The following is an 11,600-nucleotide window of genomic DNA, read 5'->3' as shown; positions in this document are numbered from 1 at the left end:
ATGCCTTCCATTCGTCCGACCTGTCCTGCGGTGGACTTTAAATGTGGCGATTTAAGGGGGCGTTAATAATAGTTCGGGGCAGCCTGCGATACTGAAGGCTGCCCCGAAATTCTCAAGAAAGCAGTTCTCAACTCGCGGAAAGAACAACCAATTCGTCATCCGCGTCGAAGATGATCTTTTCGGACTTGAGAGGATTGATCTTGACGCCGAATGCGCCGCTCGTGGTCGGCACACGCCGGCTGCGATAACCGATGGCGGTTTCACCTCGAACCATGGCTGCGACCGTCAGCGTGTAGAAATCGATCTCGATACCGGTCTTCACATAGTTGGCCACCGGCTTGATATAGAGCTCCGAGCCGTTCTCATCGAGCAGGCTGCCGAAGATCCGCGACATATATTCATTCTCGGCCGCCTGGGCGAGCATGAGGCTGACCAGCTTGTTGCTGACTACGAAATCATCCGCCCGGCTGACTTCCGCTAGCTCGCGGTTCCGAACGTCGATCATCTCGCTGACCACATTGGTGCGGCGGCCCTCCGTTTCCGAGATCTTGCGCAGATGAAGAAGCGTCACGAGCGTCTTTGTATCGGCAGCCTGGGGAGCGAGATCTTCATTGTAGCCGAGAACCAGAACATGGTCGTAGCTGATGACGTCGAGGTTGCGCAGAACGGTCCGTGAAGAGGAATCGGCGCGGTGGCATTCGATCGTCAGGTTGTTGTTGGCGAGTTTGATGTCGGAGACCAGTTCCTCGAGATCGTCCTTGTCGGCGACGATCGTCAGAAGCGAGCCGGGTGCGACGAACCGCGACAGTTCGCTGGCAATCAGCGGCGCACGCTTGTTCCAACCAAGCATCAGGGTCCGCTCGGTTCCGATCGTCGCATCGGGAATGCGGTGGATGAGCGAGGAATCGATCTTGCCCTGGAAGGGCTTGATCACGATCGCATCATCATCTTCCGCGATCAGAACGATCCGCTCGCCTTCGGCCACGCGACGCTGGCGGTCCGGGTTGAGCTCGACGGTGCCCTTCCCGTCGACAATGCCGATGAGGGTCGAGCTGTCATAGGACATGGCGACTTCGGCATAGGTCTTGCCGACAAAATCCTTCGCATCGATCGTGTAGATTTCCGAACCGTCGAAATCGAGCAATTCGGTATAGACCGCGCTCAGACCTGGTTGCCGGCTCGAATGCACCACAATGCGGGATATGAGATCGTCGGCCAGAACCAGCTGCACCTCGTCGCCGCCGACAATACCGGCAAGCTCGGCATTGTCCGGATCACGGATTTCCGCAGCGATCCGATATTTCTGCTTGCGGCGGCTTGGCCCCTGGGTCAGTGCGAGAATGGTCTTGATGACGGCAGAATCGGGATCATCGTCCTCCGGTGACAGCACGATGATCGAGCGGGAGGCGTTCGGATTGGCGATCGACAGATCGTAAAGATCGGTCGGATCACCAGAGCGGCAAATGATCTTGGTGTTGCGCAGATCGCCAACCTTGTCGGCAATCTCGTCTTCCATTTCCACCTTGTCGCGGTTCGCCATGATGACGATGCGCGGCCGCTGGCGGCTTTCGTTGGCGATGACCAGTTCCGAAATCACGTCGAAGATCGACGACGACCAGTTGTAGATGATCGTATGATCCTTTTCCAGAATCTTGGAACGTCCCTTGCGCAGCTCATCGAGCTTGCTTTCGATACCGGAGCTCAGAATACCGATAAGGGTCGAGAAGACGAAGATACCGGCCAGCGTCACGACGAGCATCAGCAGGCGGAAATCCCAGCCCGTATCGGCCCCAAGCGCACCGGCATCCATGGTGCGCATCAGGGATTGCCAGACAGCTTCTGCGAAGGACAGGGACTGACCGTCATCCTGGGCAACGCCGGTGAGCGCAATGATGCCACCGAAGACCAGGATAATGACAAGCGAGATGATGCCGAGCCAACCGATCAATGCGCCGGTACCGGCGGACATCGTGCGGTCGAACCAGTAACGGAGCCGCGCTCCGAGACCGGGTTTACTGTTCATTCTGTCCCCCATCCGCCATATCAGGCAGGAAACCGTTAAAAACGCGCCCTTATAATCATGTTACCTGGCTAAATTAAAGCGGCATTTTCGCACGTTTGAACGAAACCTCACGTATAGTTACCTTCGCCCGCCCGGAAGAGCGAACGAAGGCAATCGGGAGGGTTCTTGGCCAATCAGTCGGCCAGTGCTGCCATGATGCGGATCCAGGAACGGATGCCCTTGTGGAAGGAGGTCAGGTTGTATTTCTCGTTTGGCGAATGAATCCGGTCATCGGCAAGTGCAAAACCGACCAGCAAGGCTTCCATTCCCAGCATCTTCTGGAAATCGCCGGCAATGGGGATCGAGCCACCCATGCCGATCATCACGGCCGGTTTCGGCCATTCATCCGAGAGCGCGGATTTCGCGCGATTGAGAAGTGCGGAATCGTAGGGCAGCTGGATCGCCGGCGATCCGCCATGCTGGTGGAACTCGACCCGGCAATCGGCGGGCAGCTTCGACTGGACATAGGCGCGGAACGAGGCGCGGATGCGATCCGGGTCCTGCTTGCCGACCAGACGGAACGAAACCTTGGCCGAGGCTTCGGCCGCGATGACCGTCTTGAAGCCTTCGCCGGTGTAGCCACCCCAGATGCCGTTGACTTCCGCCGTCGGCCGGGCCCAGGTGAGTTCGAGAACGGATCGGCCCTTTTCGCCCGAAGGAACCGAAAGGCCGATGGCGCCCAGGAACTTCTCCGTGCTCATGCCGAGCGTTTCCCAGGAGGCCTTGATCTGCGATGGCGTCTCCTCGACGCCGTCATAGAAGCTTTCGAGCGTCACACGGCCGGTCTCGTCATGCAGCCCGGCCAGAATGTCGCTCAGAATATGGATCGGGTTTGCTGCCGCGCCGCCAAAATAGCCGGAATGCAGGTCGCGGTCCGCAGCCTTGATGGTAATCTCCTCCCCCACCAGACCGCGCAGGCCGGCGGAAATGGCCGGCGTCTCGGCATCCCACATCGATGTATCGCAGATGAGGGCAAAATCAGCCTTCAGTTCGGCGGCATTGGCTTCGAGGAACGGCTTGAGCGAGGGCGAACCGGACTCTTCCTCACCTTCGAACAGGATCGTCACCCGTACAGGGAGAGCTCCGTGAGTTTCCTTGTAGGCGCGGCAGGCTTCGACAAAGGTCAGCAACTGGCCCTTGTCGTCCGACGTACCGCGACCGGCAATCACGCGCTGGCCATCGCGTTCGATTATCGCCGGATCGAACGGATCGCGTTCCCAGAGATTGAGCGGATCCACCGGCTGAACGTCATAGTGACCGTAAAACAGCACATGCGGCGCGCCTTCCGAGCCGGCGGCGTGATGGGCGACCACCATGGGATGGCCTGGCGTATCGCGGACCGAAGCCTCGAAGCCCAGCGACTGCAAATAGCTGACCAGCCATTCGGCCGCCGTGCGGCAATCGGCCTTGAAGGCCGGATCGGTCGAAATGGATTTGATGCGGCAGAGATCGAAAAGCTTCTCGAGGCTCGAATCGAGATTGGCATCTGCCTGGGTCAGTACGGGAGCGAGTTCGGTCATCGACATATCCTGATGCTGCATTCGGTGTGATTTGGAGAGGACCTTACAAGACTTCATGGTGAAATTCCGCCACTTTTAAAATTCATTTCTGTGGCATTCTCTCCTCGGTTGAGGAGGACCATCATGATTTCAAGACGTAAACTTTTGACAGCTTCAGGCATTCTCGTTGCAGCCGGCGTGGCTGGCACGCTTGCCGCCCCCACCATCCTGCGCCGGTTCATCGATACGACCGACGTTCCTGTCGGTTTCGATCTCACCGAAGCCGAACTGCAAAGAGCCGAGGAATTCCTGGCGAACCATCCGGCGATCGACAGCCACGCCCATCCGGGCAGGACCTTCGTCAAGGGGGCCTCCAACCTGACCATCAAGCTCAAACTCTATCAGGCGGCAGGCACGTTCGAAGACGAGGTCGTCGCGGATATGGTGAAGGGCAAGATGTCTGCGGCGGCCTTTTCCGCCGTGGCCGATTTTCCCCTGCTCGATTCGCAAGATGGCGGTCTCGTTTCGGTGCGGCCGTTCCTGCCCGGCGAAGCCATGTCCTATTATCGCGAGCAGGTTGCCAATCTGAAGGCGCTTGCGTCTCGCGGCCTGATTTCACTCGCGCTCGAACCGGGCGACATCGAGACGGCCCTGAAGGCCGGCAAGCCCGCCGGCCTTCTCGCGGTCGAAGGGGCCGATTTCGTCGATGACGATCCGTCCAACATCGCCAGATCGGCAGAGGATGGCGTCCGCATCATCACGCTCGTCCACTATCTGTCGGGCGGCCGGATCGGCGACATCATGACGGCACCGCCGGTCAACAAGGGGCTCACGGATTTCGGTCGCGCCGTGGTTCAGGAAATCGAAAAGAGCCGGATCATTCTCGACATTTCGCATGCCGACGAGAAGACCGCCTTCGACACGCTTGCGATCACGACCCGCCCAGTGATTGCCACCCATACCCACATTACCGGACTTGGCATCGGCAGCGCACGATTCATCTCGAAGGAACTGGCAGGCAAGATCGCGGACAGCGGCGGTTTCATCGGCGCCTGGCCGGCCGGCTTCGGCATTGCAACGCTCGAAGCCTATCTTGGCCGCATCGAGCAGTTGATCTCTGCAATCGGGGACGATCATGTCGCCATCGGCACCGATATGGATGCCAACTACAAGCCGGTCTGGGAGACCTATCGCAAGACGCCCATGGTGGTGGCGGGCCTCTTCAAGCGCGGACATTCGGAGGAGCGGGTCGCCAAGATCATCGGCGGCAATTTCCTGCGCGTGTTTGGCGAGATACGGGGTTGAGATGTTTTCAAATCGATTGAATTACCCGTTGCACCGTCGGCAGATTCCGATATAGGCCTATTCTGATAGCTTACGAGACGCAGGCCAGCGAAGCGGAGTGCACCGGTGCAAAAGCAGACCATCGCCCTGATTGCCCATGACCAGAAAAAAGACGATCTGGCCGACTTCGCCTTCATCCATCGCGACCTGCTTAAGGGATACAACATCGTCGCAACGGGAACGACGGGCGGGCGCATTCTCGATGCCTGCCCGGAGCTTTCCGTGCGGCGGATGAAGAGCGGTCCGCTCGGCGGCGACCAGCAGATCGGCGCCATGATTGCCGAGGGCGAGGTCAGCATGCTGATCTTCTTTACCGATCCGCTGACCGCCATGCCGCATGATGTCGACGTCAAGGCGTTGATGCGGCTTGCAACCGTCTATGATATTCCGATGGCCCTGAACCGGGCGACAGCCGAGCGGCTGTTTCAGAACATGACCAATTCCAGGACGTAAGGCCGAGGGCAATGGCAAGATCTTCCGACGAGCATTTTTCCTTTCCGATCCTGATAGGCGATATCGGCGGTACCAACGCGCGCTTTTCGATCATCACCGACCAGCATACGACTCCACGCGATTTCCCGATCATCCAGACCGCCAACTATGCGACGATCGATGAAGCGATCCAGGCGGGCGTGCTCGACAAGACATCGGTGCAACCGGTCTCGGCCATCCTGGCGGTCGCAGGTCCGATCCGCGGCGATGAAATTCCGCTCACCAATTGCCCCTGGGTGGTCAAGCCGCTCGACATGCTGGCCAATCTCGGCCTGTCCGACGTCATGATCGTCAACGATTTCGAGGCGCAGGCGCTTGCGATCGCTTCGCTGGGCGACGAGGACCAGATCCAGATCGGCAGGGGCGAGAGCCTGCAGGGCCACTCCAAGGTGGTTCTCGGCCCGGGCACCGGCCTCGGCGTTGCGGGCCTCGTGCATGCCCGCCATGCCTGGATTCCGGTTCCGGGCGAAGGCGGCCATGTCGATCTCGGACCACGCAGCGATCGCGAAAACGAAATCTTTCCGCATATCGAACGGATAGAGGGCCGTGTGTCGGCCGAACAGATTCTCTGCGGCCGTGGGCTTCTCAATCTCTATCGCGCGATCTGCGCTGCCGATGGCGTCGCCCCGATACTCACAGATCCCGCCGAGGTTTCGACCAGCGGGCTTGCCAATGAAAACAAGGCCGCCGCCGAAGCGATCCGGCTGTTTTCCACCTATCTCGGCCGTGTTGCCGGCGATATGGCGCTCGTTTTCATGGCGCGCGGCGGGGTTTATCTGGCCGGCGGAATTCCGCAGAAGATTCTGCCTGCACTCAAGGGACCGGAATTCCGCGCCGCCTTCGAGGACAAGGCACCGCATGGCTCGCTCATGCAGTCCATTCCGACCTTCGTCGTTACCCATCCGCTCGCGGCTCTGGCCGGGCTGTCGAGCTACGCGCGCATGCCTGGTCGTTTCGGCGTGGCAACGGAAGGCCGGCGCTGGCGGAAATGACTGTTCAAACCGGTGCGCAAGCGATATGAGGCAGCCGTCTGAGACAGGAAGTCATCGTTGAGCGTAGAAAACCGGAACAAGCAGCATGTCGACCGCAACGCCTTAATGCCGTTGATCGGGCGCGTGTTTTCGGAGAACTGGCGCGCTCATCTCGGCGGTTATCTGTTTGCGATCGCCTGCCTGATCGGTGTCGCCTCCTCGACGGCCTTTACCGCCTGGATTATGGAATCGGTGGTCAATGAGGCGTTGACCAACAAGCGGGCCGATCTCGTCGCCATTATCAGCTTCGGCATTTTCTTCGCCTTTGCCCTCAAGGGGTTCGCCTCTTTCGGTCAGGCGGTCACCCTGTCGAAAATCGGCAATGCCATTGTCGCGAATTACCAGAAGCGGCTCTTCAGCCATCTGATGGCGATGGATGTCGGCTTCTATTCGGAATCGCGCTCGGCACGCGTCTCCTCGACCGTGGCGCAGAATGTCACCGGTATCCGCGATACGCTGAACCTCGTCATCACATCTGTCGCGCGTGATGCGGTGACGCTCGTCGCGCTGATCGGCGTGATGATCTCCAAGGATCCGCTTCTGACGCTGATCACCTTCGTAGCGACGCCGCCGATTTTCATCGCGTTGCGTCTGGTGGCACGCAAGATGCGCTCGGCAACGCGCGATTCGGTGGAATTCAACGCCCATGTGACCGGCGCGATGCAGGAAACGATCCAGGGGCTTGCAATCGTCAAGGCCTTTACGATGGAAGACCAGTTGCGCGACCGCGTCAACGCCCTGATCGAAACGGCGGAAAAGCGCGCGAACCGGATGGCGCGGCTTTCGGAACGCACGGCCCCCCTGACGGACAGTTTTGCAGGCGCCGCAATCGCTTCGGTGGTTGCCTACGCGTCCTGGCAGACGATCGCCAATGGCCAGATGCCGGGCGCCTTCATCGCCTTCATCGCGTCCCTTCTGCTCGCCTACGACCCGGCCAGGCGTCTGGCAAAGCTGCAGGTGCAGATGGAAAGCGCCTATGTGAATGCCAAGATGATCTATGACATTCTCGACACGCCGCTGCCGATGCCCGAAGCGCCCGACACCAAACCGCTTGCGGTGACTGAGGGCCGGATCGAGTTCCGCAACGTCACGTTCGGTTATGGCGACGAGCCCGTGCTCCGGAACATCAATTTCATCGCCGAGGGCGGCAAGACCACGGCCTTCGCCGGCCCTTCGGGTTCCGGCAAATCGACCATCATCAGCCTGGTGCCGCGTTTCTATGATCCGCTCGAAGGCCAGGTGCTGATCGACGGCCAGGATATCCGCGACATTACCAAACATTCGCTGCGCACCGCGATCGCCTATGTATCGCAGGCACCGCTGCTGTTCGAAGGCACGATCCGCGACAATATCCGTTACGGCCGCCCGGATGCGACCGATGCCGAGATCGAGGAAGCCGCACGTCTGGCTTACGCGCATGATTTCATTCTCGCCTTGCCGAAGGGATATGACACGCCGGTCGGCGAAGCGGGCTCCAACCTCTCCGGCGGCCAGCGGCAACGGCTGTCGATTGCGCGCGCGCTCGCCCGCAATGCGCCGATCCTGCTGCTCGATGAAGCCACCTCGGCGCTCGATACCGCCTCCGAGCTGGCCGTGCAGAAGGCACTCGACAATGCCATGAAGGGCCGGACCGTGCTGGTAGTAGCCCACCGCCTCTCGACAATCGCCAATGCCGACAAGATCATCGTGATCGAGAATGGCGGCATCGTCGAAGAGGGCACGCATGAAACGCTTGCGCAGGTTCAGGGCGGTCTTTACGCTCGCCTCAACCAGCTGCAGGTTCGCCAGTAACGATCGCATGAGGGCATAACCGATGAGCGAAGACATCAAGATGGTTGTGATCGCGGGCGCAGGCGGCCGCATGGGCCGCGCGCTGGTCAAAACCATTCACGCAACCCCGGGCATGAAGGTGCATGCCGCTCTCGAACGGCCGGGCTCGCCTCTGCTGGGACAGGATGCCGGCGAACTGGCCGGCGTCGGGCCGATCGGCGTTCCCCTGACCAGCGATCCGCTTGCTGCATTCCTGAAGGCCGACGCGGTTATCGATTTTACATCGCCTGCCTCCACCGTGGAGATGGCGGCGCTCGCCGCTCAGGCCCGCATCGTGCATGTGATCGGCACCACCGGCTGCTCGGCGGAGGACGTCGAAAAGATCAAGGCCGCCAGCCGCCATGCCCGCATCGTCATGTCCGGCAATATGAGCCTCGGCGTCAACCTGCTTGGCGTTCTGGTGCGCCGGGCTGCCGCCGCACTTGAAGCCGCGGACTGGGATATCGAGGTGCTGGAAATGCACCACAACAAAAAGGTCGATGCGCCATCCGGGACGGCGCTGCTGCTCGGCGCGGAAGCCGCCAAGGGTCGCGGCATCGATCTCCTCGCCAATGCCGTAAAGGTGCGCGACGGCCATACCGGTGCCCGCGAGGCCGGATCGATCGGCTTTGCGACCCTGCGCGGCGGCGGCGTGATCGGCGACCATTCGGTGCTGTTTTCGAGCGACGAGGAAATGATCACGCTTTCGCATCGCGCCATGGACCGGGCGCTGTTTGCCAAGGGCGCGGTCACCGCAGCGCGCTGGGCCTTCGACAAGAAGCCGGGCTTCTACAGCATGCTCGACGTGCTCGGCCTCGACTGAAATTCTGAACGAACCGCAAGGGAGACTTTGATGAGCGGAACGCTGGTACTCGTCCGGCATGGACAGAGCGAATGGAACCTGAAGAACCTGTTCACCGGCTGGCGTGATCCGGATCTCACCGAACTGGGCCTCAAGGAAGCCAAGGCTGGCGCCGACGCGCTGCGCGACTATGGCATCACCTTCGACATCGCCTTCACCTCCTCGCTGCAGCGGGCGCAGAAGACCTGCCAGATCATTCTCGATGGCGTCGGCCAGCCCAATCTCGAAACCATCCGCGACGAAGCGCTCAACGAACGCGACTATGGCGATCTCTCCGGCCTCAACAAGGACGATGCGCGCGCCAAGTGGGGCGAAGAGCAGGTCCATATCTGGCGCCGTTCCTATGACGTACCGCCGCCGGGTGGCGAAAGCCTGAAGGATACGGGCGCCCGCGTCTGGCCCTATTACATGACCGAGATCCTGCCGCGCGTGCTCAGGGGCCAGAAGGTTCTGGTCGCAGCCCACGGCAACTCGCTGCGTTCGCTTTTGATGGTGCTCGACCGTCTCGACCGCGAGAAGATCCTCAGCGTCAACCTCGCGACCGGGGTGCCGATGGTCTACAAGCTCAATGCCGACTCCACCACCGCTTCCAAGGAAGTGCTGGGCGACATGTCCGGCGCCCATTGACGCGACAGCGGGGTGGCGGACCCTGTCCGCCCTCCCGCAACGATCAGGTGCAAGAGGACAGGCCGATGCCAGAAGCAATCCGGATCGAAAATGCGTTCCTCACGGTCGAGGTTTCTCCATTGGGCGCCGAGACCCAATCGATTGTCACAAGCGATGGGCGGAGCTGGCTCTGGCATGGCGATCCGGCCTTCTGGGCCGGACGCGCGCCCATTCTCTTTCCGATCGTCGGAAAGGCCCCGTACGACCGCCTGACCATCGGCGGCGAACCATTTGCCATGAACCAGCATGGTTTCGCGCGGCGGAGCACATTTGCCCTGATCGAGCATTCGGGCGATTTCTGCCGCTACGAACTGGCAGCCAATGACGAGACGCGCAGCCAGTACCCTTTCGATTTCCGCCTCTCCGTCGAGCATCGCCTTGAGGGTGCAAAGCTCACCGTATCAGTGACGGTAACAAATCAGGTTGAAACGTCGATGCCGTTCGGTTTCGGCTTTCATCCCGCCTTTGCCTGGCCGCTGCCGGGTGCCGAAGGCCATCATCACCATGAAATCCTGCTCGACAATGGCGCAGAACCAGCGCTCTCGCGGCTCGAAGGCGGGTTGCGTCGCCCGGCGCTGTTGCCCTCCCCCTTCCGCAAGGGGCGGCTGGCCCTCGATCCGGCGCTGTTTGTCGAGGATGCGATGATCTTTCCGGAGGGTGCAGGATCATCGCTGATCTACCGGGCCGAAGATGGTCCCGAACTCCACTTCACATTCGAGAATCTGCCCAATCTCGCGCTCTGGACCAAGCCGGGCGCGCCCTATCTCTGCATTGAGCCCTGGCACGGAACCGCACCGATTATAGGCACGGGCGCTGCGATCGAAGATCGCCCATCGACGCTTGTGCTGGGCGCGGGCGAGAAGAGCCGCTTTGCCTATTCGGTGACGTTTCCGGCGGCCTGATCCGTCAGCCTTTCGCCGCTTCCCAGCCCAGCATGGCGCGTTTGCGCGTCAGACCCCAATGATAACCGGTGAGCGCACCGGATTTGCCGATCGCCCGATGGCAGGGAACCACGAAGGAGACGGGATTGCGGCCAACCGCAGCACCGACGGCACGCGAGGCCTTGGGCATGCCGATGTTCGTTGCGATATCCGAATAGGTGCACAGCCGGCCGAGCGGAATTTCGAGCAACTGTTCCCAGACCCGGATCTGGAAATCGGTGCCGATCAGCACCACACGGAGCGGCTCCTCCGCCCGCCAGCGCGCCTCATCAAAGATGCGACCGGCATAGGGAGCGACAGCCGCCTCATCGGCATGAAAGATCGCTTCGGGCCAGCGGCCCGTCATGTCGCGCAACGCTTCCTCCTCCTCGCCCGGATCGGCAAAGGCAAGGCCGCAGAGCCCACGGTCGGTGACCATCAGAAGCGCCTTGCCGAAGGGGGATGCGACGAAACCGTAGCGGATATCGAGCCCACGCCCATTGGCCTTCCATTCGCCCGGCGACATCGCCTCATGCGTCACGAAAAGATCGTGCAGGCGACCGGGGCTCGACAGGCCGAGTTCGAGCGTCGTTTCCAGTAACGGCAGGTTCTCGTCCCTCAGCAAGCGCTTGGCATGGTCGAGCGTGACTGCCTGCAGGAACGCTTTGGGTGACAGGCCGGCCCAGCGGGTGAACGTCTTTTGCAGTTCGATCGGATCGCGTTTCATTCGACCCGCGATAGACTCGAGTGACGGCTGGTCGCGATAATCTTCTGTCAGCATGGCAATGACACCCGAGACGATGCGATAATCCTCATCCGCGGGAATGATTTCCTTGGCCTTGTCGAGCGTGATTTGCATGGCAATTGTCTCCTAGAGCCTTTCCGTGCCATGGAACGAAAAGAGGCGCCACCCGT

At 60.7% G+C, this 11,600-nt stretch carries 10 protein-coding genes; 7 read left to right on the top strand and 3 right to left on the bottom strand.

The window, feature by feature from the left end:
* Positions 1-127: 127 nt before the first annotated feature.
* Both Q4481_RS00385 and Q4481_RS00380 read right to left on the bottom strand, forming a co-directional pair.
* The gene (locus Q4481_RS00385) at positions 128-2,023 is read right to left on the bottom strand and encodes a CASTOR/POLLUX-related putative ion channel (RefSeq protein ID WP_304374191.1); all 1,896 of its coding nucleotides are present in this window, start codon (positions 2,021-2,023) and stop codon (positions 128-130) included.
* A 173-nt stretch (positions 2,024-2,196) separates the two neighbouring features.
* Positions 2,197-3,582 (bottom strand): dipeptidase, encoded by a 1,386-nt coding sequence (locus Q4481_RS00380; protein WP_304374190.1) that lies wholly within the window; start codon positions 3,580-3,582, stop codon positions 2,197-2,199.
* A gap of 123 nt (positions 3,583-3,705) precedes the next feature.
* Here Q4481_RS00380 and Q4481_RS00375 point away from each other — a divergent pair, with 123 nt between their 5' ends.
* The 7 genes from Q4481_RS00375 to Q4481_RS00345 all read left to right on the top strand — a co-directional run bounded on the left by Q4481_RS00375 (position 3,706) and on the right by Q4481_RS00345 (position 10,667).
* A complete protein-coding gene (locus Q4481_RS00375) occupies positions 3,706-4,866 on the top strand; it encodes a dipeptidase (RefSeq protein ID WP_304374188.1) in 1,161 nt (386 codons plus the stop codon).
* A gap of 105 nt (positions 4,867-4,971) precedes the next feature.
* Positions 4,972-5,358, top strand: a complete 387-nt coding sequence (locus Q4481_RS00370; RefSeq protein ID WP_304374186.1) for a methylglyoxal synthase — start codon at positions 4,972-4,974, stop codon at positions 5,356-5,358.
* An 11-nt stretch (positions 5,359-5,369) separates the two neighbouring features.
* Positions 5,370-6,389 carry a glucokinase gene (locus Q4481_RS00365; RefSeq protein WP_304374185.1) on the top strand — a complete coding sequence of 340 codons (1,020 nt, stop codon included), beginning with the start codon at positions 5,370-5,372 and terminating at the stop codon, positions 6,387-6,389.
* A 105-nt stretch (positions 6,390-6,494) separates the two neighbouring features.
* The gene (locus tag Q4481_RS00360) at positions 6,495-8,219 is read left to right on the top strand and encodes an ABC transporter ATP-binding protein (RefSeq protein WP_304374745.1); all 1,725 of its coding nucleotides are present in this window, start codon (positions 6,495-6,497) and stop codon (positions 8,217-8,219) included.
* Between the two features lie 22 nt (positions 8,220-8,241).
* Positions 8,242-9,060, top strand: coding sequence for a 4-hydroxy-tetrahydrodipicolinate reductase (gene dapB / locus Q4481_RS00355; protein ID WP_304374183.1), 819 nt, complete (start codon positions 8,242-8,244; stop codon positions 9,058-9,060).
* A 30-nt stretch (positions 9,061-9,090) separates the two neighbouring features.
* Positions 9,091-9,726: a 2,3-bisphosphoglycerate-dependent phosphoglycerate mutase gene (locus Q4481_RS00350; protein WP_304374181.1), complete on the top strand. Its 636-nt coding sequence runs from the start codon at positions 9,091-9,093 to the stop codon at positions 9,724-9,726.
* A gap of 65 nt (positions 9,727-9,791) precedes the next feature.
* Positions 9,792-10,667 (top strand): aldose 1-epimerase family protein, encoded by an 876-nt coding sequence (locus tag Q4481_RS00345; protein ID WP_304374180.1) that lies wholly within the window; start codon positions 9,792-9,794, stop codon positions 10,665-10,667.
* Between the two features lie 4 nt (positions 10,668-10,671).
* Here Q4481_RS00345 and Q4481_RS00340 read toward each other — a convergent pair whose 3' ends face one another.
* Entirely contained in the window at positions 10,672-11,544 is an 873-nt protein-coding gene (locus Q4481_RS00340) for a methylated-DNA--[protein]-cysteine S-methyltransferase (RefSeq protein ID WP_304374179.1), read from the bottom strand.
* Positions 11,545-11,600 lie beyond the last annotated feature (56 nt).

Origin of the sequence: Fluviirhizobium alvei (assembly GCF_030551875.1) — a bacterium.
Classification (GTDB): Bacteria; Pseudomonadota; Alphaproteobacteria; order Rhizobiales; family Rhizobiaceae; genus Rhizobium_E; species Rhizobium_E alvei.
Note: the sequence above shows the minus strand (reverse complement) of the source record. Positions and strands in the feature narration are given on the sequence as shown.

Excerpts from the sequence above, each read along its gene's own strand:
- dapB (WP_304374183.1), top strand. The coding sequence starts at position 8,242 with ATGAGCGAAGACATCAAGATGGTTGTGATCGCGGGCGCAGGCGGCCGC.
- Q4481_RS00350 (WP_304374181.1), top strand. The coding sequence starts at position 9,091 with ATGAGCGGAACGCTGGTACTCGTCCGGCATGGACAGAGCGAATGGAAC.
- Q4481_RS00385 (WP_304374191.1), bottom strand. The coding sequence starts at position 2,023 with ATGAACAGTAAACCCGGTCTCGGAGCGCGGCTCCGTTACTGGTTCGAC.
- Q4481_RS00345 (WP_304374180.1), top strand. The coding sequence starts at position 9,792 with ATGCCAGAAGCAATCCGGATCGAAAATGCGTTCCTCACGGTCGAGGTT.
- Q4481_RS00365 (WP_304374185.1), top strand. The coding sequence starts at position 5,370 with ATGGCAAGATCTTCCGACGAGCATTTTTCCTTTCCGATCCTGATAGGC.
- Q4481_RS00375 (WP_304374188.1), top strand. The coding sequence starts at position 3,706 with ATGATTTCAAGACGTAAACTTTTGACAGCTTCAGGCATTCTCGTTGCA.
- Q4481_RS00360 (WP_304374745.1), top strand. The coding sequence starts at position 6,495 with ATGCCGTTGATCGGGCGCGTGTTTTCGGAGAACTGGCGCGCTCATCTC.
- Q4481_RS00340 (WP_304374179.1), bottom strand. The coding sequence starts at position 11,544 with ATGCAAATCACGCTCGACAAGGCCAAGGAAATCATTCCCGCGGATGAG.
- Q4481_RS00380 (WP_304374190.1), bottom strand. The coding sequence starts at position 3,582 with ATGACCGAACTCGCTCCCGTACTGACCCAGGCAGATGCCAATCTCGAT.